This window comes from Aequorivita sp. H23M31, assembly GCF_004022485.1.
In the GTDB taxonomy this organism is placed as follows: Bacteria; Bacteroidota; Bacteroidia; order Flavobacteriales; family Flavobacteriaceae; genus Aequorivita; species Aequorivita ciconiae.
Genome location: NZ_CP034951.1, coordinates 1628662 through 1652790, shown reverse-complemented (window position 1 = coordinate 1652790; position 24129 = coordinate 1628662). Strand labels below are relative to the sequence as shown.

General features: G+C 39.1%; 14 protein-coding genes. 3 read left to right on the top strand and 11 right to left on the bottom strand.

Annotation, left to right across the window (positions count from 1 at the left end; translation table 11 throughout):
- Positions 1-45: 45 nt before the first annotated feature.
- The 3 genes from purL to EI546_RS07190 form a co-directional block, all read right to left on the bottom strand.
- A complete protein-coding gene (gene purL / locus EI546_RS07200) occupies positions 46-3783 on the bottom strand; it encodes a phosphoribosylformylglycinamidine synthase (protein WP_128249911.1) in 3738 nt (1245 codons plus the stop codon).
- Between the two features lie 323 nt (positions 3784-4106).
- Positions 4107-5153 (bottom strand): endonuclease, encoded by a 1047-nt coding sequence (locus tag EI546_RS07195; protein WP_128249910.1) that lies wholly within the window; start codon positions 5151-5153, stop codon positions 4107-4109.
- 34 nt (positions 5154-5187) lie between these two features.
- Complete coding sequence (locus EI546_RS07190; protein ID WP_128249909.1) at positions 5188-6411, bottom strand: RsmB/NOP family class I SAM-dependent RNA methyltransferase; 1224 nt, start codon at positions 6409-6411, stop codon at positions 5188-5190.
- A 284-nt stretch (positions 6412-6695) separates the two neighbouring features.
- Here EI546_RS07190 and EI546_RS07185 point away from each other — a divergent pair, with 284 nt between their 5' ends.
- Positions 6696-7763 carry a WD40/YVTN/BNR-like repeat-containing protein gene (locus EI546_RS07185; RefSeq protein WP_128249908.1) on the top strand — a complete coding sequence of 356 codons (1068 nt, stop codon included), beginning with the start codon at positions 6696-6698 and terminating at the stop codon, positions 7761-7763.
- Between the two features lie 322 nt (positions 7764-8085).
- Positions 8086-13305, top strand: coding sequence for a GEVED domain-containing protein (locus EI546_RS07180; protein ID WP_128249907.1), 5220 nt, complete (start codon positions 8086-8088; stop codon positions 13303-13305).
- 553 nt (positions 13306-13858) lie between these two features.
- Here the strand turns inward: EI546_RS07180 and EI546_RS07175 are convergent.
- The 8 genes from EI546_RS07175 to EI546_RS07140 form a co-directional block, all read right to left on the bottom strand.
- Positions 13859-15559, bottom strand: a complete 1701-nt coding sequence (locus EI546_RS07175; protein WP_128249906.1) for a sodium:solute symporter family protein — start codon at positions 15557-15559, stop codon at positions 13859-13861.
- Positions 15560-15970: 411 nt separating this feature from the next.
- Positions 15971-18490, bottom strand: a complete 2520-nt coding sequence (locus EI546_RS07170) for a PIG-L family deacetylase (protein ID WP_128249905.1) — start codon at positions 18488-18490, stop codon at positions 15971-15973.
- A gap of 142 nt (positions 18491-18632) precedes the next feature.
- Complete coding sequence (locus EI546_RS07165) at positions 18633-19196, bottom strand: mechanosensitive ion channel domain-containing protein (protein WP_128249904.1); 564 nt, start codon at positions 19194-19196, stop codon at positions 18633-18635.
- A gap of 8 nt (positions 19197-19204) precedes the next feature.
- On the bottom strand, positions 19205-20140 hold the full coding sequence (locus EI546_RS07160; RefSeq protein WP_128249903.1) for a septum formation inhibitor Maf: 936 nt from the start codon (positions 20138-20140) through the stop codon (positions 19205-19207).
- A 31-nt stretch (positions 20141-20171) separates the two neighbouring features.
- On the bottom strand, positions 20172-20759 hold the full coding sequence (locus EI546_RS07155) for a Maf-like protein (RefSeq protein WP_128249902.1): 588 nt from the start codon (positions 20757-20759) through the stop codon (positions 20172-20174).
- A 279-nt stretch (positions 20760-21038) separates the two neighbouring features.
- The gene (locus tag EI546_RS07150; RefSeq protein WP_128249901.1) at positions 21039-21953 is read right to left on the bottom strand and encodes a geranylgeranylglycerol-phosphate geranylgeranyltransferase; all 915 of its coding nucleotides are present in this window, start codon (positions 21951-21953) and stop codon (positions 21039-21041) included.
- A gap of 35 nt (positions 21954-21988) precedes the next feature.
- Positions 21989-22525, bottom strand: coding sequence for a KdsC family phosphatase (locus EI546_RS07145; protein ID WP_128249900.1), 537 nt, complete (start codon positions 22523-22525; stop codon positions 21989-21991).
- 54 nt (positions 22526-22579) lie between these two features.
- A complete protein-coding gene (locus tag EI546_RS07140; RefSeq protein ID WP_128249899.1) occupies positions 22580-23332 on the bottom strand; it encodes a Rossmann-like and DUF2520 domain-containing protein in 753 nt (250 codons plus the stop codon).
- 248 nt (positions 23333-23580) lie between these two features.
- Between EI546_RS07140 and EI546_RS07135 the strand changes: the two genes are divergently transcribed.
- Positions 23581-24033 (top strand): group III truncated hemoglobin, encoded by a 453-nt coding sequence (locus EI546_RS07135; protein ID WP_240673182.1) that lies wholly within the window; start codon positions 23581-23583, stop codon positions 24031-24033.
- The last annotated feature ends 96 nt before the right edge of the window (positions 24034-24129 follow it).

Sequence of the window (24129 nt, the reverse complement as noted above, 5' to 3'; positions counted from 1 at the left end):
TTTATAAATTCAGATTTTATTTTTCTACCGACTACCGACTACCGACTACCGACTAACTTCGATCCACTCTCTAGCATTAACCAATGCCTGCACCCAAGGTGTAACAGCATCATCTTTTCTATCGTCTGGATAATATGCCCAGTTCCATGGAAAAATAGAGCGCTCCAAATGCGGCATCATTACCAAGTGGCGCCCGGTTTTGTCTGCCATCATTGCCGTGTTGAAATCGCTGCCATTAGGGCTCGCTGGCAATTTATCATAGGTATACTTTGCCACGATATCATAATGTGATTCGTCCATCGGGAAACTGAATTTTCCCTCACCGTGGGCGGACCAAATTCCCAAGGTGCTTCCGGCTAAAGATGAAAGCATTATGGAGTTGTTTTCTTGAATTTTTACCGAAGTGAAGACACATTCAAATTTGTTGGTTTTATTGTGAAGCATTTTCGGTTTCTCCTTATCCTCGGGATTTAAAAGTCCGAGTTCGATAAAGAGCTGGCAGCCATTACATACTCCCAACGATAGCGTATCATCCTTTGCAAAGAAATTTTCTAAGGCTTGTTTCGCCAATGGATTATATAGAAAAGCTCCAGCCCATCCTTTAGCGCTTCCCAAAACGTCGCTGTTACTAAATCCACCTACGGCAACTAAAAGCTTGATATCCTCTAAAGTTTCCCGGCCTTCTATTAAATCGGTCATATGCACATCCTTCACATCAAACCCGGCTAAGTGCATCATATAAGCCATTTCGCGCTCGCTATTACTTCCTTTTTCGCGAATAACGGCTGCTTTGATTCTATGAGGTCTCGACTGCGCTGGACCTGACATTGTTTGCTCGAAAGAAGTCGAGAGGTTGCCTGTAAAATTCTTAGGGAACTCGAACTTTAAAGGTTGTTTTTTATAGTTGTCAAATCGCTCATTTGCATAAACTTTTCCGCTTTGGTGAATATCCAGCAAGTATGAAGTTCTATACCAGGTATCACGCAAATCTGTAATGTTGAAATTGAAATCTTCGGAATTATTTTTTATTTTAAGTGTGTCGCTTTCGGTAACCGTTCCAATTTTCTGGAAATCGATGTGGTTTGAAGTCAGCATTTTTTCAACCGATCCATCATTTGAAGCTTGTATTACTATTCCACAGTTTTCAGCAAAAAGAAGCTTTACGGAATCCTTTTCACCTAAAGATGATACATCCAAATCTGCTCCCAGATTTAAATCGGCAAAGCACATTTCCAATAAAGTAGTAATTAAACCCCCTGAAGCTACATCGTGACCGGCAATAATCTTTTCATCAGCAATTAATTTCTGCAGAGTATTGAAAACCGTTTTCACATATTTCGCACTTTTCACGGTTGGTGCCTCGTTACCGATTCCGCTTAAAATTTGATTGAAAGAAGAACCGCCTAATTTAAAATCGTCTTGGGAAATGTTGATATAATATATACTGCCACCCCCAATACTATGGGACTTTTTAAGAACAGGTTCCACCACTTTTTTGATGTCATTACAATTCCCGGCAGCTGAAATAATGACCGTTCCGGGAGAAATGACCTCATCGTCTTTATAACGCTGTTTCATCGAAAGTGAATCTTTTCCTGTTGGAACATTTATTCCCAAATCGATGGCAAAGTCTGAAACTTCTTTTACGGCAGCGTATAAGCGAGCGTCTTCGCCTTCATTGTTTGCTGGCCACATCCAGTTTGCAGAAAGTGAAATACTTTTTAAACCGTCTTTCATCGGCGCCCAAACTATATTAGTCAGCGCTTCGGTAATTGCATTTCGCGAACCGATTGCAGGATCGATCAATGCAGTCAAAGGAGAATGTCCCAATGAAGTTGCCACCCCTTCCTTTCCCTTAAAGTCCAATGCCATTACCCCGCAATTATTAAGGGGCAACTGCAGTGGACCCACAGTTTGTTGCTTGGCAACACGACCGGTAACGCATCGATCGACTTTATTGGTAAGCCAGTCTTTGCAGGCAACCGCTTCCAATTGAAGCAGCTGCTCTAAGTATTCTTTTATTTTGGAATTATCATATTCTGGATTCTTATAACTTCGATCGACAGTCTTATCTCGCATAATAGTTTTCGGAGAACTGCCGAACATATCTTCCAAAGCAAAGTCCATAGGTTTTTCACCCTTTGCATTCTCAAAACAAAAACGTTTATCGCCGGTAACATGTCCCACTTCATACATTGGGGAGCGTTCCCGATCCGCAACGCGCTGGAGAATATCCATATTATCTTCGGCTATTATCAATCCCATCCGTTCCTGACTTTCGTTGCCCATTATTTCCTTTGCAGAGAGGGTTGGGTCGCCTACGGGAAGTTTATCAAGGGAAATCCTTCCGCCAGTATCTTCTACCAATTCGCTCAAGCAATTTAAATGTCCGCCAGCACCATGATCGTGAATGGAAACGATGGGATTATGATCCCTTTCCACCATTGCCCGAATGGCGTTGGCTGCCCGTTTTTGCATTTCGGGATTACTTCTTTGGATGGCATTGAGTTCAATTCCGCTATGGAATTCTCCCGTATCGGCCGAAGAAACTGCGGCGCCGCCCATACCAATTCTATAATTTTCTCCTCCTAGAACTACGATTTTATCTCCTTCAACAGGTTTCCCTTTAATGGCCTGGCTGGCTTTTCCATAACCAATTCCACCAGCCATCATTATAACTTTGTCATAGCCTAATTTTCTTTCCTTTGTCAGGCTGAGCTTGTCGAAGCTTTCTTGGTGCTCAAAAGTCAAAACCGATCCAGCAATTAAAGGTTGCCCGAATTTGTTTCCAAAATCTGAGGCTCCGTTGCTGGCTTTTATCAATATATCCAAAGGAGTTTGGTACAGCCATTGTCTTTCTTCCATTCCTTTTTCCCAAGGCCGGGCTTCATCCAAACGGGAGTAGGAAGTCATATATACCGCAGTTCCAGCCAATGGCAGCGATCCTTTTCCTCCGGCCAACCTATCACGGATTTCACCGCCACTGCCAGTTGCCGCCCCGTTAAAGGGTTCAACTGTGGTAGGAAAATTATGGGTTTCTGCTTTTAGTGAAATTACGCTCTCAAATTCCTTCTCTTCATACCAATCTGGTTTGTCCGCGGTTTTGGGTGCCCATTGCATCACTTTTGGACCTTTAATAAAGGCTACATTGTCTTTATATGCCGAAACGATATCATTCGGATTTACGGCGGAGGTTTTTTTAATTAATTTGAAAAGGGAGGAAGGCATTTCATGACCATCGATCTCAAACGTTCCGTTAAAAATCTTATGTCGGCAATGCTCACTGTTTACTTGGCTAAAACCGAAAACTTCACTATCCGTTAATTTTCTCCCGATTTTTGTGGACATATTTTCTAAATATTCCACTTCCTCCTCATTTAGGGCCAGCCCTTCTTTTAAATTGTATTCCGAAATGTTTTCAATCTCTAATATGCCTTCAGGAAAAATATTAATATCGAATATATTTTGGTTAAGCTCTGGAAACTTTTGCGAAAGCATATTGTCAAAATCCTGATTCTGGTCATTGTGCATTTCCTCAATTCGAATAATGCCTTCTATGCCCATATTTTGGGTTATTTCAACAGCATTTGTACTCCACGGAGTAATCATCGCGGCGCGGGGTCCGATAAAATAGTTGGAATGGACCGGCAACACAACGGATTGCGGAATCAAGGGTTGTCCCCCAAATAGCCATTGCAGTTTTTTTACGGTATCCTCTGTGAGATTGCCCTTAGTGTGAACGGCATAAACGGTGTTTTCGGCATTTCCAAAAAAGTGAATCATCCTGAACTTTCTTTAAAAATTATTGAGGTGCAAAGGTAACTTAATTCATAGAATATGGGCATCTGTTTGTACAGGTTGCTTGTAAGAATGGAACAATCTTTTGAGAGGTTCTCAAGCTTAAGAATGTCCGGAATGAAGTGAGAGAAGATTTTAAGAATTACAGAATCCTCTAGTCGCATTATCATTTGCGATTTTTAAACTATGGATTTATCGCCACATTGTCATTTTATTTTGCTCGTTTATTTATTCCTTCTCCTGAAATAATTGAAACAAAAAAACGGACCTCAAGAGAGATCCGCTTTGGTTCTTAGGATAGCTTATATTTATTGGACCATAATCTTTTTAACAACTCTTTTTTCCGCAGAGATAAGTTCCAACAAATATATACCTGTATCCAAATTTGATACATCTATCTTTTTTTCTGATGTATTGAAAGTATTGTGTAGAACCATTCTTCCAGAAACGTCGTAAACAGAATAATTATCTATTGGGAAGGATGTATTGTCGCTTACCCATATCATTTCTGAAGTAGGGTTGGGATATACGCTGATGTTATCCACAATAAAATCTTGAGCACCCATCATGTCCCAACGATCTTCCGCCATAGGGCCGCCCCAAATTATGGTGGCCAAATAAGGGTTGTCAATAAAGGGATTTCTGTTGCCATATATGGTTTCTAGATAAGGATTGCGCTGATCTTCAAAGTCACTTACCGGATCTTCAACATTCCATTGTAGGTATATTTGGAGCATTTGGGTGCCTCCCTGAAGGCTTCCAGTTCCATTCAAGGATGGCAGACATTGATTGCCATATCGGGTGTACATATACATCATCATACGGGCCACATCACCTTTCCACTCGTCACCGGGATAAAATGTGCTGTTATCAATGTTCCCGGCATTTCCTGAGCCCGCTGCCATTTTGCGATTTCCTCTATTGTTGTTCATTTGTTGATCCGCGGGTCTAAGATTATGAGGATCGGCCACAATGCCAGTTCTGCCATTGCTCGCATCACCCATAGAAGGATTTGCATTGGATCGAGCAAAAGTGTGTTCTCGATTATACTCGCAGTTTCCACCTCCAAATTTATTTTTGTTTCGAGTTCGGTCTGTGGTGCAATTACCATCTGTATCATTGTAACCATAGATCAACAGCACATTATTGCTGTTGTTGGGATCTTGGTCGGTTACTTTCATCGATTCTTTGGTATCACCATACGTAAAGGAAGTACTGGCATTATTTATTTTTTGCTGAAGTGCCATATAAAGTTCTTGCCCAGTTAATGTAAGATCAACATTATTATAGTACGGCTGTTGGGCGAATAAGGTTTGAAGGCAAATTAAAAAAATGAGGGTAATGGTTTTTTTCATTTTAAAATGATCTTTTGGTTAGTCGACAAGCTGATTATTTTTCTACTTTTTCCGCTTTTCTTAACAAAGAAATATAAAATCCGTCAAAACCGCTTTTACTTGGCAATATTTTTTCCTCCTTTAATAGTGAAAAGTCCTTTCCTTCTTCTCGGGCTAAAAAAGATTTTACCTGTTTTTCATTTTCGGACGGCAAAATAGAACAAGTGGCATAAACTAAATCTCCGCCAGGTTTTACCATGCGCGAATAAGAATCCAGCAGTTCCTTCTGGGTGTTGCGGATGCTGTCCAGGAATTCAGGCTGTAGTTTCCATTTGCTATCTGGATTTCTTTTTAGGACACCCAATCCGGAGCAAGGGGCATCGATCAAAACTTTATCCGCCTTTTCAGCTAGTTTTTTTATAACCTTGGTGGAATCTATTACTCTTGTTTCGATATTGAAAATATCATTTCTTCGGGCGCGGCGCTTTAATTCGTTCAATTTATTCTCATAAATATCCATTGCGATCAATTGTCCCTTGTTTTCCATCATTGTAGCAATATGGAGGCTCTTACCACCAGCGCCTGCACAAGCATCCACCACGCGCATCCCAGGTTTTGCGTCGAGCATCTCCGCAACTTTTTGGGATGACGCATCTTGCACCTCAAACAAGCCATTTTTAAAAGCATCCGTTATAAATACATTGGCGCGCTCTTTTAGTTTCAGTGCATTTGGATAACCAGGAATGGTTTCGGTTTCAATATTCAAATCGGCCAGTTCATTTTGGAGATTCTCGAGCGTAGTCTTTAAGGTATTGACACGAAGTACAACATCTGCCAATTGGTTTAACGCCGCAATTTCCTTGTCCCACTTTTTGCCCAGTTCTTTTTCACCTAGTTCATCCATCCAATCGGGAATGGATTCTCGATATTTCCTGATTTTTGAAAGTTCATCGAACCTACCTTTTATTCGGCGGGTGGGTGTGTCCTCAAATTGTTTCCAATCTGGGATTTTTATTCCGCTCAATGTTGCCCAAACGGCAAAAAGACGAAAAAGATTGGCGCGGTCAAAAGGTTCGCGCACTTCGGCAATTTCAGCATATAGTCGTTTCCACCTAACAATATCATAAGTTGTTTCCGCAATAAAACTCCGATCCCTGGAGCCCCAGCGTTTATCTAGTCTTAAAGTATGGCGTAGCACCTTGTCTGCCTGTTTTCCCTCGTTAAAAATTTGGTTAAGAGAGTCTATAGTTGCAAATACTAAATTTCGGTGTAGTTTCATTAGGTTATATTTAGCTTGGAAGCACTAATATTTTAGATTAAACTCTGTGTTGTCTTCTTATATTTAAAAGACTCCAGTTTTGCAAAAAACATTAGAGGGTGCAAAGGTATCTTTTTGAAACTGAATTAAAAGACAATTAGAATCACATTTTGAATTATAAATTAACAAGAAATAAAATCTAATTCTTATATAAAATTGAGCTATAAAAATTAAATTCCATCATTATCGGGTTTGGCCCTCATAATACTTCTAATTTATCTTTATTTTTACCTAAAACAAACTTCATGCGAATCCCCATTGGAAAGTTAACGGTGTTTTATCTAATACTAATAGCTTTTGCTTCCTGCAAAAAGAAAACCGAATTCCAGATTGACTCGGTACAAATCACTCCGGTGTTTGTGGATAGTTTGAATATTCGAGCGTTAGCTCCTCTTGATGAGAATCGTGTTTGGTTCGCCGCAAACAATGGGAAGGTGGGGCTTATCGATGGTGATATTCCAAAACTTGCGGTTATAAAATATTCTGATTCTCTATTGCATTTTCGCTCTATTGCTACCACCAAGGAAGCCGTATTTGTGCTCAGTATTGCAAGTCCTGCCGTTCTCTATAAAATTGGGTTCAATGGCACGGAGGCTACTAATATTGAAGAGGTTTATAAAGAAAGTGGCCCTGAAGTATTTTACGATTCTATGAAATTTTGGAATGAAAAGGAAGGAATTGCCATTGGAGATCCCATTGGAGGTTGCATGTTGGTTATAATTACTCGTGATGGTGGAAATACTTGGGAAAAAATCCCTTGTGAAAACTTGCCTAAAGTCGAAAAAGGTGAAGCTGCTTTTGCGGCAAGTAATTCTAATATCGCGATATACAAGGATAATGCCTGGGTTGTAACGGGCGGTAAAAATTCCCGGGTTATGCACTCGGGAGATAAAGGGAAAACCTGGGAAATATATGATACTCCAATTGTTAGTGGAAAGGCTATGACGGGAATTTTTACAGTTGACTTCTGGGACGCACAAAATGGAATAATCTTAGGTGGTGATTGGGAGGACAAGAATTCCAATGTAAAAAATAAAGCAATTACCACAAACGGTGGTAAATCCTGGAATTTAATCGCTGATGGGGAAGAGCCTGGGTATCAATCATCCGTTAAATATATGCCTTTTACTCAGGGCCAAGGTGTTGTATCGGTGGGGCCCAACGGAATATTTTTCAGTGGTAGCGGAGGGAAACATTGGAGAAAACTTTCAGATGAAGGATTTTTCGCAATTGAATTTGTAAATGATAGTTTGGCGTTTGCTTCAGGGAATAAAAAAATATCGAAACTTATTTTTCAGAAGGAAGAAAAATAGATAGGAGAGAGTTTTCTAAGAAATTAACAACACCTCATCAGAATGTATATCTAATGAAAGGAATCTGCCTCATTTCGTGGACAAATTTCTATGCAACATTTTTCCAGATATTACTTTTTCTGCAGCCAAGAATTTTCTAATAACATTGAGGAAAAAAGTTCTGAGACAGTGGTTCAAGATTACATCCGCTGCGAATTTCCCCATACTTTAGATGTTAAAGTTTTGGGATATTACTTGGATTTTAGAATTGAGATTGGCAAAACGTTGTAGTTCATTTTTCTTTTTTTTAACTTGACCCCAATATTAACTAAAACCCTTAATTATGAATAAGAGAATTACTTTTCTATTTTTCACGTTATTGGCTTTCACCTTTTCCTGGCAAGGATGGGCGCAAACCGGTAGCACCTGTGAAGACCCGGTGGTGGTCAGTAGCATGCCGTTTACGGTCACAGGAAACACCGCCGATTATGGCAGCAATTATTCGTCTTCAGACATACCACCAGTGGCACCTGGAGCAATTACGAATGGAACTTCGTACACCTTTTACTTAAATGGCGATGAGGCCGTTTACTCCTATACAGCCGGAGCAAATGGTTTTGTAGATATTAACCTAGAGGGAGTGGGATCTTACACGGGCCTATTTGCATTTATTGGCTGCCCATTTTCATCTACCGTTGGTTACCACGTAGGATCTGGGTCTGGTACCCGATCTATTCCTCAATTACCTGTAATTCAAGGAGAGACTTATTATATTGTTATTTCAACATGGGCGTCTCCGCAGAGTACGGCATATACACTTAGTATTACTGGTACTGATGTTGCTGATCCGCCAACCTGTCCTAGACCAACCGCTTTGACGGCTGCAAACCTTACACTGTCTCAAGCTGATATTTCTTGGACGGCTGGAGGTAATGAATCTTCTTGGAATGTTTCTTGGGGTCCTGTTGGTTATACTCCCGGTGATTCCGCAGAGATAGGATCAGAGGTTGCTTCTGTTACCAATTATCAAATTACTAACTTAATGGCTGGGACCGCTTATCATGTATATGTTCAAGCAGATTGTGGGTCTGGAGATTTGAGTTTTTGGTCCGGTCCGTTAAATATTTACACCGGACATTGTATTCCAACCACAACGGGTAATTCGGCTTATATAGAATCCGTTACTCTTATGGGTGGCGCTAACCAAGATGTTAATAATGCAAATACGGGACCTGGTGAAAATGGAAGTGGCTATAGCGACTTCTCAGAAGAGACCGTTATGGCCATTCCAGAAGGAACCATTGAATATTCTGTGGTACTTCAATCTGGCGAAACGGCAGGTTTAAAAATCTGGGTGGATTATAATAATGATCTTATTTTTGATGCTTCTGAAATGGTTTTCCAAAGCTCCAGTTATAATGGTTCTTATTCTGGTTCTTTCACTTTGCCTTCAAGTGCATCCGGAACTCTTAGAATGCGTATTGGTTCATCTTATACCCCAAGTGGAGGTCCAAATGGGCCTTGTTCGCACAGTGGTCAAGGAGAATATGAAGATTATTCAATTCAAATTATAGTACTGGATAGCTGCACAGAAGCAGTGGCAGGAACTGTAGTAGGTGATACCGAAATGATGGTGTGTGCAAATACAGCTTTCAGCATGTCGGTTACTGGCAATTCAGAACCAGCCGTTGGTTTAATACGTACTTGGCAATCCTCTCCAGCTGGAACTGGGACCTGGACAGATTTAGATGTATCCGCATCTACTATTACTATCCCTGGAATCGAGGATGCAACAGATTACCGCTACCACGTAGAGTGCTCTAATGGAGACATCGATAACTCAGAAGTCATTGCGGTAACAATAAACCCTAATGCTAATGAGTGCTATTGTATTCCAGAAGCTACGAACACAGCACGATATATTAATAACTTTTCTACATCTGGTGGAATTGAGAATATTTCCAACCTTGAAAGTGGTTTCTCACCAGGAGGATATGGAGATTTTTCTGATACTCAAACAGTGTCTCAGGCAGTTAACGAATCTGTTGCATTTGAAGCCGACGTCCTTGGTGGATCTGCTGGATTTAAAATTTGGGTAGACTGGAACCACGATGGAGCCTTTACTGCTGATGAGGTAGCGTATGCATCTACTTCCTATAATACCAGCCCTTCAGGATCTTTTGAAGTACCTGGTGGAGCCTTGGAAGGTGAAACAAGAATGCGGATTGTAAGCAATTGGAGTAGCTCTACTGGAAATACAGATCCGTGTGCTACAGCTTATACATTAGGTGAATTTGAGGATTATACGTTTAATGTGATTTTTCCAGATACATGTTCTGGAGAGCCAGAGGCAGGGACAGCAGCTGTAGATCCAGAAACTGGAAATGGAGGTACTACCTATACAGTAACTGCTACAGGTTATGAGAGCGCTACTAACTTATCTTTTCAATGGCAATCAAATACCAACGGTGAGGGATGGATTGATGAAGGTGGTGCCACAGAGTTTCATGTGCCGTTTACCGCCACTGCCCCATCCAATGTTGGAGATGAAGTTGAGTGGAGATTGGCTTTAACTTGTACAACCTCCGGGGAAACTGCCTATTCTGAAGTTGCAACTTTCACCGTTACCCTTGTGTACTGTAATGCTACAGTTTCTAGTGTTGAAGCAATAACCCGTGTAATCTTTGCTGGCATTGATAACAGTTCAGATGCTGCCAGTACTGTTCCTTATGAAGATTTTACAGCATTTACTGCTGAAGTAGAAGCCGGAGAAACATATAGTTTTGCGGCTGAAGGAAACACTAAAGGAAATTATACAAATTATTTTACTGTTTGGGTAGATTGGAACCACAACGGCGAGTTTGAAACAGAGGAGATGTATACAATTGGTTCAATAGTAAATTCGACAGGATCTGATGGACAACAGGCTATAAGTGATATTCTTGTTCCTGAAGATGCTGTTGCTGGTGAAACCCGTATGCGTGTAATCAAGAATTTCAACTCGGCCAGAACAAATCCTTGCGGATCAGCCTCTTTTGGTCAGATTGAGGATTATACAGTGAATGTTGCCGGTGGAGAAGAACCTTTCCCTAGTCCATATTGTAATATTGATGAAAGTGATGGTTCAGTGGTTGTTGAGGAAATTACTAAAGTTGAACTTGCTGGTACTACTATTACCAATGATAATTCAACTGACGTATTGATAGACAAGACAGACGTTATTGTAGATCTTATCTCCGGAAATACGTATAATCTTTCTGTTGAAGGAAATACTTATGGCGATTTCACAACAAATATCGTGGCATTCATCGACTGGAACCAAAATGGAATTTTGGATGATGAAGGTGAAGTTTACGAACTTGGGACCTTAGAGAATTCTAGCGGAAATGACGGAATTTCTGTATCCATGGATATCGAAGTACCATCCGGTGCTGTTCTAGGTGAAACCCGTATCAGAATTACCAAAACTTATTTTGACGAGTTATCTGATGCAATTGTTACTCCTTGCGGAATTCAGTTTGATCCCTTTGGAATGGGAACTGAGTCGGGATACGGACAGGCTTTGGACTTCACTTTAAATATCGAGGAAGGGGAAGGTCCTGATTGTGGTCAAGGAGATGATAGTAACAACTTTGAAAATGGATATAACATAACCGCTGGCGGTAGTTTTAGAAATGCCGACGACTTTATGGTATCTCCGGACAATACTTTGAATGTACGCTCAATTGTATTGAATATTCTGAGTCAAGGTCCTCTAACGTCTGTAGATATCAATTTCTATAACGATAACAATGGCGCTCCTGGAAGTACTGTAGTAGAGGCTGTAACTGGCCTTGTTCCTTACTCCCAAACTGTGATTGGAGGTGCCTTTGGCTTTGATGTTTATCAGGTAATGCTAGAGACTGATCTTGAATTTGAAGGAGGACCAAATGGAGCTACTTTCTGGATGCAACCGGTTGCAAATGGTGGTACAGCTTATTGGGAAGTAACCTCTGTTGGAACGCTTGGCGCACCAATCCACACTTCCGAAGCTGGAGGAGCTTGGATAAGTGACGAAGATGGAAATCAAGCTGTATTTAAACTTTACTGTACTGTAGTTGACCCACCACCGTTTGAGTGTAACTTCAACATTACCTCAACGGTAGAACCTATTACTAGAGTTCAAATTGCTAACGTTGATAATTCCTCGCCTGCTACCAGTACCGTAGTTCTAGAGGACTTTACAAGTATCGTAATTAATGCTGAAGAAGGAGCAACCCTAGAGGTAGCTTTGGAGGGGAATACAGCTGGCTCCTATACCAATTATTTCACTGTTTTCATTAACACTGATAGCGAGCAACCATGGCGTACGTTTGAAATGTTTGAAATTGGTTCAATTACAAATTCAACTGGTACAGATGGCCAACAGGCTACAGCTACTATAACTTTGCCTTCAAGTTTGACTGCCGGAGAACATTTACTGAGAGTAGTGAAGAATTATAATACTTCTCCATTATTCCCTTGTGCTTCCTACAGTTTTGGTCAGGGTGAGGATTATACTCTATTTATTGGAGAAATGGAAGACTGCTCAGGCACTCCTGATGCCGGTATTGCTTCTGTTAACCCAACCGAAGGAAATCCAAATAGCAGCTACACCGTTTCTGCTTCAGGATATTCAACTGGCAATGGATTGACCTACCAGTGGCAGTCCAATACAGATGGTGCTGGATGGATTGATGAGGGTGTTGCAGAAGATCATTATTCTTCTTACCAAGCAACAGCTCCTTCTGGCCTAGGTGTATCTGTAGAATGGAGATTAGAAGTAACTTGTTCTTTTTCACAAGAAACTTCCTATTCTGAAATTGCCACCTTTACTACTGCAGAGTCTATGATATACTGTACACCTGAGTTGGATTGTACAGATGGTGATATGATAACCAATGTTACTTTCCAAGAAATTGACAATACAACTTCTTGTAGTCCTAATGGTTATGGTGACTACACTGCAATGGAAGCAACCGTTCAGTCAGGTGGAACATACCCAATCTCCGTAAGTGTTGGAAACGGATGGGCCTACGAGTCAGTTTCTGTGTGGATCGATTTTGATTCCAACGGAACTTTTGATGAGGACGAATTCTTCTACATTGGAACAGGCAGTGCTCAGGCTTTAACTGGCAACATTGCTATTCCTGCCGGTACTACTGATGGAAATTATAGAATGAGGGTTCGTGTTGCCGCAGTAGGTGAAGCTTCCGCTACTTGGGATATGTCTTGTGACGAGGATCAAGGATATGGAGAAACTGAAGACTACACGGTTGTCGTAGATGGCGTTGTTGGAGTTCAGGATTATTCAAACTTGAATTTCTCTTACCATCCAAACCCAATGTCAGAAATTCTGAACATTTCTGCAAACCGAACTATTGAGTCTGTGTCTGCTTACAATGTATTAGGACAGCAGGTAATAAGCAATAAACAATTTGCTGATGGTAAAGTTGATGTATCCACTTTGCCTACCGGAACTTATATCTTCCGAGTTACTTTTGAAGGAGGACTTGAAGAGAATTTCAAGGTTCTAAAACAATAGTTGGTACTTAAGAAACACCAATTATAAGGTAGAAATAGCCGTTCCAAGTTTGGAGCGGCTATTTTTTTTTGATTTTTATTCTTTTGAGGATGGATAGGGATATTTTTTCCGAAAACTCTCAGTTGCTAAAACCAGATTTTGAGAGATTTAATTTTCGATTATATATCAGATATTCTATTTGATTGAAGCGAATCCGTGCACACCGGTCCAATGATGAGCATTTAGTAAGCTCTAGGATTATAGTTTATATAAGAAAATTAGTTCCTGCTCTTATACAAAACCTACTTCAGAAAATATTTTATTACTGGACATTTTCCAACAATTCTATTTTCTAAGAATTTTTTCAACGGCAATTAATACTACCTTGGTAATTAAGAAGTTCACACATTTTATTTTGGGAAGAAGGGGAATATTCTCTTGTCGTAAAGCTAACCAGTTTAATGAAAATGTTACCTTTCCTCACTTCCATATACCAATAGAAGAAAATAATACAGATAGGAAGATATAAACCAATTAGCTTTTTGCTTTAGTGAGAATTTTACAGTATCAATAATTACCGAACAGTCGCTGTATTTTCATCTTCATTTCTGGGAAGTAGGGTCTGAAGCAGAAGAGCAATGCCCATTACCACTGCACAACCCACTAAGTTCAACCAGAGATAAGGCATCAAATCGATATACCAGATATAAATAATGATGGCCTGGGTAATTAAAGCGGCAATAAAAACTGCCTTTCCGCGTACATAACGGATAAAAAAGGCTAAAAGGAAAATTCCTAAAACATTTCCATAAAAAATAGAACCAATAATATTTACCAATTGGATCAGATTATCAAATAAATGGGCGGTACAGGCTACTAAAATGGCTATTATTCCCCAAACCAAAGTAAACCCTCGCGAAGCAGCCACATAATGTTTTTCTCTTTTGTGAGGAACATTTCTTTTATACAGATCGATGGCCGTAGTGCTCCCGAGAGCATTAAGTTCTGACGCTGTCGAAGACATGGCTGCACTAAGTATTACAGCTAGCAACAGCCCAATCAAACCGCGCGGAAGGTTCGTTAGAATAAAATGGATAAACACATAATCCTTATCATTGGTCTCAGCTCCGGGATTGGCTTTTTTAATAAGTGCAACAGATTCTTCACGAAGTTGTTTTTCAGTCAAGTTAAGTTGCTCTATTTTTTGAATATATTCTTGCTTCTCTAAGTCTGTTGCGGCTTTAGAATAGTCAATTTGGGTAGCAATAAGTTGCTTGTCCGCCTCTTCTTTTTTAACTTCGAGATCATTATATTCCTCGGCATAAACAGATTGTTTTACATCTTTTACTGCCGATGGGTTAAAATGGAGTGGAGAACTGTTAAACTGATAAAAAACAAAAACCATAACTCCCACTAATAAAATGAAGAATTGCATAGGGACCTTTAGCAATCCATTCATTATCAATCCCATCTGACTCTGTTTTACGCTTCTTCCAGACAGGTATCGTTGAACTTGACTTTGGTCTGTTCCAAAATAGGAAAGTGCTAAAAATGTTCCACCTATTATTCCGCTCCAAAACGTGTACCTATTGTCAAAATCGAATGAAAAATCGAGAATATCCATTTTTCCATTTGCGCCAGCAATTTCGAGTGCTTTACTAAAGGTTATATCAAGGGGTAAATAGTTTAAAATCAAGAGGAAGGCAATTGTCATTCCCAGAAAAATGACCGCCATTTGTTGTTTTTGGGTTACACTCACTGCTTTTGTTCCTCCGCTTACCGTATATATTATTACCAGAACGCCAATAATGATATTTAGATAAACCAAATTCCAGCCGAGTACTGCAGACAGTATAATTGACGGTGCAAATATGGTTATGCCGCAAGCGAGCCCGCGTTGGATTAAAAACAATATTGCAGTTAAAGTCCGTGTTTTTTTATCAAAGCGGGTTTCAAGATATTCGTAGGCGGTGTAAACATTTAATTTATGGTAAATGGGAATAAAAACCATACAGATAATTACCATGGCAATAGGTAGCCCAAAGTAAAACTGGACAAATCCCATTCCGTCTTGGAACGCCTGCCCAGGAGTGGACAGAAAGGTAATTGCGCTAGCCTGTGTAGCCATAACGCTCAGGCCTATGGTCCACCAATTTGCAGTATTTCCACCCTTTAGATAATCCTCGGTATCCTTTTGTTGACGGGATTTCCAAGTGCCATATAGTACGATAAAAAGAAGGGTTCCGATTAATACAATCCAATCAATCTGCTGCATCTAGGTGAAATTTTGCATTAATAGATAAAACAAATAGATATAAACAGCATTTAGAAGAAGCACAATTGTAAAGCTCCATTTCCAGACAAATTTTTGGGATTGTTGATTCATATTTAAAATACTTCTAAGTTCTCGGGAATTCTATGCGGAACTTCGCGTAATTCTAGGATTAGTAATCTCTCACAGTACTATTGAGTATTCACAGATTTAACATTAAGGTTTTTAATTTGAAATTGAATTTTTTATAATCTCTTTATATTTATAATTATAAAAACATTCCTCAATCAGGACTTTATTTTGAACAGACCTCATAGGTTTCCAAAACCTGTAAGGTCTTATTGTTTCACAGTTTTCTCAATTTTTTAAAGCTTAAAAATACGGAATTTTTACCGCTTAAGTCCCATCGCTATCTTATTTCCCAATCGACAGCATATTGGCAAACAATCTATATGCTCCCGGAACGCCCGCGGGAAGTTCACGGAAAAAACTCAAACCTGTATAGATATAATAACCTTTTCCATATTTAGCCACCAGTAGAGCACCCTTTGTTTCAGGTTCTCCTCGGTCGTGCATTCCCAAGATGGGCGTGAATTCCTTCGACCATTCATTTGGAAAGTAAAGTCCACGTTCCTGTACCCATCCTTCAAAATCTTTTTGGGTTATTTTGTTGGGAGTGTTTAATAGTGGATTTTTGGGTGCAAGAAATGTAACTGCGGAAAATTCATCCGTAACGCGATCACGGGAAAGTTTAAGAGGGTAAGGGGCAATATTTTCTGTAACCAGAGCGTGGTTCGTATTGTATTGAACTATTAGCGTTCCTCCGTTTTCTACATATTTATTCAAAGTTTTCTGTGCAAAAGCAAGTTCCGGAACGGTGTTGTAGGCCCGAATTCCAATTACAACCGCATCAAATTTCTGAAGACTCTTTTCTGAAATATTCGTTGGGTCAAAAGTAGTTACGGAATATCCAATTTGTTTTAAACTTTCGGGTATAGCATCACCAGCGCCGTTTATATAGCCTATATTTTCTCCTTTTTTCTGAATGTCGATTTTTGCGACCTTTGCTTCCGAAGGCAATAAAATACTTTGATAGGGAATGTGTTCATAATCGATGGTTATCAATTCCTTATCAAAGGTTTCCTCACTGCCATCTAGTGTGATAAGGGTTTTTATAAATCCTTCACTTTCTCCTCTTGGGGGCGAAACTGTAAAATTGACGGTTTTTGTTTCGCCAGTTCGTTCTAGTTTAAAGGGCAAATTTGATGGCTCCACTTTCCATCCTTCTGGATGTTCGAGACTAACGTTTCCTGAAATATTACTTTTACCGGCCCGTACTATTACGTTAATATTCCTAGGGTCGTCATTAGCGAAAATCAGAACTTTTTCGGGGATAGAGGCGGTAACTTCAGGCAAAACTTCCAGCGGTCTATATACTTCACCGTTCACCGGATCATTGAACTTGTATATAACAGACTTGGTAAACGGAATAACGGCATTGCCAAACTGGATTTCAAAATCCAATTGTTCGAGGTGTGGAGTTTCTGGAAGGCCAATAAACTCTTCGGGTGCTACATACATTCCCAATGTTCCTTTTTCGTTTAACCAATAAGGAGACGAATAGGGCGGATTGTGCATTCCAGAATTCAACGTAATCTCAATCTTTTTATCTGCATTGAATGAAAGAACTTCTGATTTGTCCCAAATAATCTTTTTAGGACTGATTTGGTTTTTAGATGAAGACACACTGATCGACTTCAAAATCACTTCATTTTTACCGCGATTAACGGCTTCAATGTTAACTTTAAAATCTTCTTGGGGATTTACAGTATGCTGTTCTGAAATAGCTTCAAGGAAAATCCCGCTACAATCTAGAATTAATTGTTTTAATTGTTCCAACTTTATATTTTTCCAATGCTCGTCTTTTAGCTTTAAAATTAAAGGATAAGCTTTAAGCAGTTCTGGTAGCATTGTGGAGGGATCCTTAAAGTCGAAATCTTTCTCTAAAGGATTTAGAATTGCTCCAATTTCTGCGCCTCCTTCTAGCCGGTTCCATTCGGTATTTATACCATCAAAAAGATCATTGTCTTTGAGTTTGGAACCTTTAAGCAATTCCAGATATTCTGTTTCCGCGCCTCGAGAGCCGGTGCTTCCAAATCCCTGTGATTTATGCATACTTCTACTTAAAGAAGCAATTTCGCCGTTTGAGAGTCCGAGCAATGGAAAATAACTCCCAATTTCTACAGGAACAAGATTTGATTTATCCGCCTGCTGAAATTTCTCCTGACTTCCATAAAACCACCATGAGGTGTTGAAGAACAATCTTTTTGGTTCCCAAGTACCAAATTCTTTAACCGATTTCGGAAACTTTGCGACGTTCCCAGCATCCTTATAGGCTTCCATACTCAACATTGCCGACGCCGTATGATGTCCGTGAGTTGTTCCAGGACTGCGGTGGTCAAAACGATTTATAATGATGTCGGGTTTAAATTCTCTAATTACCCGAACCACATCACTTAACACATCATTTCTATTCCAAAATGTAAAAGTTTCATCTGGGTTCTTGCTATAACCAAAGTCGTTCGCGCGAGTAAAAAACTGTTTTCCTCCATCTATTTTTCGTGCTTCCAAAAGTTCTTCCGTACGAATTGCTCCCAAAAGTTCACGCAATTCAGGACCTATGAGATTTTGACCACCATCGCCACGAGTTATTGAAAGATAGGCAGTGTTGGCGTGAACATCATTGACCAAATATGAGATGAGACGTGTGTTCTCGTCATCAGGATGGGCTGCGATGTATAGAGCGGACCCAATAAAATTCAATTTTTGGAGGTTGTGGTATATTTCAGAAGAAGTTGGTTTTTTGGGTGCTTGAGCTGCAGCTACTGTTGTAATAAGTAGGAACAGAAAGTTTAAAAGGAAGGATTTTTGCATAAAATGAAATAGTTATTACACGGCAGAGCCACAAAGATACTTATTATGAGATAAAATTATTTTAGGCCAAACCTCTGAAAATAAGGGGACTTGTTATTTAGCGAATTTTAATTCCCAAAAATGAAGTTGAACCCTATTTAAATCAGTCGTGGGGAAGTTCCATTTTGTTTTTGTCAATCTCGGTAATGATTTCAGGAATTCTATCGGGTTTGATAATACTCACTCCTTTTTGCAACATCATACTATTGGGGTAGGTTATTACTTCGTTATCCTTAGTGTGTAGAATAATATGAAAAGTTTTTATATCCTCAATAAAACCTTCTGATGGTATCTCTTTGTCATGGATTTTGATGTAATCTCCAATTTTATAGGGAAATGTAAAAAACATTATCACTCCACTTGTTATGTTGCTGAGGATAGACCATTGAGCAAAGAAGGCAATCCCAATTACTGCAAATACCGAGGACATAAACACTCCTAAGTTTCTAAAATCCACTCCCCAAACGGTAATAAGCCCTAGAACAATTAGAAAGAAAACCGCAAAATCCACGTGTTTCATTATAAGGCCGGTACGGTGCTCTAGTCTTTCAACCTTTTTTGCGTAGTTGCGAATGGTCCGTCTTAGTATAATCCTAATCAGCAAAAGTAAAATAATCAATGCCGCAGATTGAACAAGTTGGGAAGTATATTCCGTTATGTTTTCCATATTCTTTTTTAGTTTAGACCTAAGGAATCTCTTAAAGACGCATATTCGTTCCGGTTTTTATTCCAATAATCCAATTTCATCCTTTTGATCTTGGTAGCCGTTGTAAGTAAGCGGAGCGTATCATTTTTAACCGAACCGTTTAACTCTTCCCATTTTTCTATTTCATACGGAAAGTTGTTCTTAAAGAAAAGCTTTAGTTGGCGTTGCAGATCGGGATAGTTTAGGGTATATACGGTTAAGGAATCACCTTGTTTCAGATTTGCAAAGGCATTGTGCTCCTTAGGCTCTATATGTCGAAATCGGATATATTCTAATGAAGGAATAACCTTTAAATCGCCAGTAGGCAATCCTTCGGGATTAATTCGAATTATATTCCACAGCTCATCTTCAAGCCAAGTTTTTGGTAGGATAAACTTTTGGTCGCCCTCACCTTCAAAGTATGAGTGTTCCTGTATTTCAAATTCCTTTTTATTATTGAGCTGTATATAAACCTGGCCGCACCATTCCTGAACACTGTTACTAAGTTTTATTGCGTGTCCAGTAGTGGAAATAGGGCTGAAAATGCTATTCATAATTGAATAGGGATAAATGCCGGTGTTAAAATTTTTAGTGAAATTCAGTTTTAATACAGAAATATTTTTTTCCGAAATCTGATTGGTTTTTACTTGGGCGTCGGGTGAAAAATCTTCCGTTACAAAGATTGTTACCGCAGTCCCTTCTCGGATTTCATTATAGCGTTCCTGTTTTAAATGGTAGGAAGTAATTTCAGCGTTACCCGAAAACCAGTAATCTTTAAATTCTTGGGATATGTTTCGCGGATTTTCAGTTTTTGAAAGTGTATTTTTGGGTAGGATAGTACTTAAGCTCTTCTTTTCTTCAGAAGAATTGCATCCATCTAGAACTAGCAACAGAATGAAAATGAATATAAATCGAAAACCGCCCATTAACCGAATTTCGTGCTAAAATACCAAAAAATCAACGGTCGGCAATGTCGTTTAAGGTTTTGTAAACAAGACGAATTGGAAGACCCATTACGTTAAAATAGCATCCTTCTATTTTTTCAATGCCTATATATCCAATCCACTCCTGAATGCCATAACTTCCAGCCTTGTCAAAGGGTCGGCAGGTTTTAATATAATATTCTATTTCTTCGGTAGTTAGAGTTCTGAACCAAACTTTCGTAACATCATTTATGGTTTTCTGAAAGTCTTTTAAGGTGAAACAAACCGAGGTGATAACCTCATGCATTTGACCGCTTAATTTATGGAGCATTTCTTGCGCATCTTGTTCATCTTTTGGTTTCCCGAGTGCTTCACCATCGAGCCATACAAGAGTATCACTGGTAATTAGGATTTCCTCTTTTTTTAAATCTGAAAATGCGGAAGCTTTGAGTTGGGAGATATAATCGGTTATTTCTGAATGTACAAGATGTGGGGGATAAGTTTCGTTTATAACCTTCACCTGAATCTGAAAGTCCAAATCCAGTTCTCTGAAAAATGTTTGTCGTCTGGGTGAAGCCGAAGCGAGTATTATATTGTAATTTTTAAGTTTTTCCCGAAGCATATGATGGGTTTTGAAATAATTGTTTAAATCACGAAAGTTTTAAGACATACGACTTAAGATGTGGGACGTGACTCTGTCTTTTTTCTAGGCTCCAGCTTCTAGCTTCTAGCGTTTTCTCCTTCTTTTCTCTTTTCTAGACCCTAAGTTCTTCCAAAACGCTGAAATTGTGGCGCACAAGCGCTTCCTAGCTTTTGCCTCCTCGTGGTCTCTTAGTGCTTGGTTCAAAATTCCTTTTTTTTGACTCTAGACCCTAGGCTTTAAATTCTCAATCCTTATTTCCTAATCCAAAAGCGCTATTTGAAACAACAGTATTGAGCAGATTCCCGTAAACATAATTATTTTTAGAACCATTGAAAGAAAGCCATACTCCTTTTTGGTTTTTGCTGTCCACGCCAAGACGCAAAAATAAAGTAAGGGAGCAACAATCGCGCAAAGAAAGTAAAGAAGTAAAATTTGTTGATTGTAAAGATATTGGTACATATAAAATACAACTCCCAATACCAATAATACACCCAGAATAAAGACGATAAGCGTGGTTCTTTTTCTTCCCAAGGCAATGGGAAGTGTATTCATCTCTCCTTTTTTGTCACCATTGATATCCTCTAAATCTTTTACTATTTCTCTAATAACATTGAGAAAAAATGCAAACAGGGCATAATCAAGGACAATACTGAATATTGTGGATTGGGTTGTTTGATTGGTAGGTGTAATGGCGGGCATCAAATCAAAGAGTCCGACAATAATGAGGCTCATGGCTACTAGAACTGAAATCAGGATGTTGCCGACCAGAATAATTCCCTTTAGATAAGAGGCATACAAATAGAGGAGAGCAGAGAAAACTATAAAAAGTGCAGCAAATGCCGGCTTTCCGATAATATTGGCAAGATAAAATCCGATTGCTACACCAACTACGTTTAATCCAATAAACAGATTATTAGCGCTTCTTTCGCTGACTTTCCTTCCAATCAATACCTTTTTGGGTTTGTTTATTTTGTCGATTTCTATGTCGTAAATATCATTTATGATATTTCCCGCCGCCGCTATGCAAAGTGTTGCAATTACCAACAGAGAAAAACCAAAACCATTTAAAGTTATATCAATCCCAAATGGTTTAAAAAGGCCGTATCTGATAAATACCTGCGCCAGCGCAATAAATATCAGGTTTTGGTAGCGGATGAGGTGAAGATACTTCAAGTTAAGAGGTTTAATTAATTCAGAATTCTGAATTGTTAATCATATTTAGCGCTTACTCCATTGGTTATCGCCCATTTTCCTTGAACTTTCATAACTTGTTCCAGGACATCGCGCACGCAGCCTTTACCGCCTTTTTTATGGGATACGTATTTGGAAATGGCCTTGATTTCCGGAACTGCATCCTGTGGGCAGGTAGGTAGTCCTACTTCTTGCATTATTTTAAAATCGGGCAAATCGTCGCCCATATAAAGCACATTTTCGGCTTTTAGATTGTTTGTTTTTAAATATTCCTCCAGGACTTGGGTTTTTTGGCTCGCGCCCAGGAAAATATCCTTGATTCCTAAATTTTGGAGCCTTACGCGCACTCCTTCATTGGTTCCACCAGAAATAACACATACTTTAAACCCTTTTTCCACCGCAGTTTTAAGAGCGTATCCATCCTTAACATTCATGGTACGGAACATTTCTCCTTCCGTAGTCACTTTTACGGTGCCATCAGTCAGCACTCCGTCCACGTCGAAAATAAAGGTGGTTATGTGTTTTAAGTATTCTTTGTAACTCATATAATCGATTTTTTTATCACCAACGAGAGACCTTTTTAATAATAGGATATTCGCTGGGGTCTATTACTTTTTTAATGCTTCGGTAAACTGTTCGTAAAACTTTTTATATTCAGGGTTTTCATTATCGAGTAAATGAAGATGTTTTTTTATAGTTTTAATATCATTTCGCCGCGCCGGACCGGTTTGTGCTTCTACTGGAGAAAGTGTTTCGATTTTTATGGCGGTTTCCAAAATCAATGGCTTTAATAGATTGAAGGAGAGGTCTTCTTTTTCCAAAATGTCGTGGCCAATTCCATATAAATAGTTAACGAAGTTATTAACGAAAACGGCTGCCAAATGCAATTTTTCTCTTTTTTCAGAAGAGATATTTACAACAGTGTTAGAGATAAGACTGCCCAATTTTCTGAGCAATTCCAAGTCTTCAGGAGTTTCAGCTTCATAGCAAACTGGAATATTTGAGAAGTCCACATCCCGTTTTTTAGAGAATGTCTGTAGCGGATAAAAAACCCCGCGTCTGTTCTTTTTTGAAAGATTTTCCATTGCCACCCCGCCAGAGGTATGAACAGTAAGCTTATTCTGAAAAGGAAGATCCTCGGAAAAAGGAGAAATAGCATCATCAGGAATTCCGATAATATAGATATCCGCATCCACAATTTCCGAAATTTTATCGGTGAATTGGATACCATCCAATGGAGAAAGAAAGTTGATGTAATTTCTATTGAAAACCTGTTTTATATTAATGCCATCAAGTTTGTTCAAGGCGTGGCACAGGTGATAATTAAGGTTTCCAAATCCCAAAAACACTACGTTTATCATAATGCGAAAGTAAGGTTTTTTAATTTTTCAACGGAATTCTTACCCGTAACAATTCTATTTTCCTTGTTTCTTTTTTAGTTTTACGCCGATTTTCAGGTCAGTTCTATTGTATAATGGGCTACTAGAAATTTCAGTACGTTCATAAACCAAAATAAATTAGATTTCTAGCGATTGGTAGATATTTAGTATTGATGTTTTAGATCGCCGTATGGGTAAAGATTTCAAGTTTTCCTCCTTGTAATTTTAGCATGTATCTTGTTATTGATTTTGGTAACTTTGCAGGAAAAAGGAAAATGATAGAACGCGAAATAAAATCTAGAGACGATGTTTCTCTATTGGTCCGCACATTTTACGCAAAAATCAGGCAGGATGAGCTTCTTGGACCTATTTTTAATGGAATAATTACCGATTGGGAAACCCATTTGGAATTGCTGACAGATTTCTGGGAAACCAACCTTTTCTTTAATAGAAAATACTTTGGAAACCCTATGCACGCACATGTTGAAGTGGACAATATGTGTGGTAATACTATTAATGAAATGCACTTTGGAACTTGGATCAACCTTTGGGTGCAGACCATTGACGAACTTTTTAATCCAAATGATGAAAGAGCGCAAGTGGCAAAAAACCGCGCACGCCATATGGGAACGTTCCTACACCTGAATATTTTCAACTCACGCACTTCGCCTCAGGAAAAATAATTGTTTTTGGAAATGGCCTTTTGGAGGTGGATATCGATTTCTACCGCTTGACCTCTTATTTGATGTTGCGAAATTTAAAGCTAAACTTTAAAAATA

Coding starts and splice junctions, on each gene's coding strand:
- EI546_RS07155 (WP_128249902.1), bottom strand. CDS start 20,759: ATGCTTCGGGAAAAACTTAAAAATTACAATATAATACTCGCTTCGGCT.
- EI546_RS07140 (WP_128249899.1), bottom strand. CDS start 23,332: ATGATAAACGTAGTGTTTTTGGGATTTGGAAACCTTAATTATCACCTG.
- EI546_RS07195 (WP_128249910.1), bottom strand. CDS start 5,153: ATGAAAAAAACCATTACCCTCATTTTTTTAATTTGCCTTCAAACCTTA.
- EI546_RS07135 (WP_240673182.1), top strand. CDS start 23,581: ATGTATCTTGTTATTGATTTTGGTAACTTTGCAGGAAAAAGGAAAATG.
- EI546_RS07185 (WP_128249908.1), top strand. CDS start 6,696: ATGCGAATCCCCATTGGAAAGTTAACGGTGTTTTATCTAATACTAATA.
- EI546_RS07170 (WP_128249905.1), bottom strand. CDS start 18,490: ATGCAAAAATCCTTCCTTTTAAACTTTCTGTTCCTACTTATTACAACA.
- EI546_RS07190 (WP_128249909.1), bottom strand. CDS start 6,411: ATGAAACTACACCGAAATTTAGTATTTGCAACTATAGACTCTCTTAAC.
- EI546_RS07160 (WP_128249903.1), bottom strand. CDS start 20,140: ATGGGCGGTTTTCGATTTATATTCATTTTCATTCTGTTGCTAGTTCTA.
- EI546_RS07175 (WP_128249906.1), bottom strand. CDS start 15,559: ATGCAGCAGATTGATTGGATTGTATTAATCGGAACCCTTCTTTTTATC.
- purL (WP_128249911.1), bottom strand. CDS start 3,783: ATGATTCACTTTTTTGGAAATGCCGAAAACACCGTTTATGCCGTTCAC.
- EI546_RS07180 (WP_128249907.1), top strand. CDS start 8,086: ATGAATAAGAGAATTACTTTTCTATTTTTCACGTTATTGGCTTTCACC.
- EI546_RS07165 (WP_128249904.1), bottom strand. CDS start 19,196: ATGGAAAACATAACGGAATATACTTCCCAACTTGTTCAATCTGCGGCA.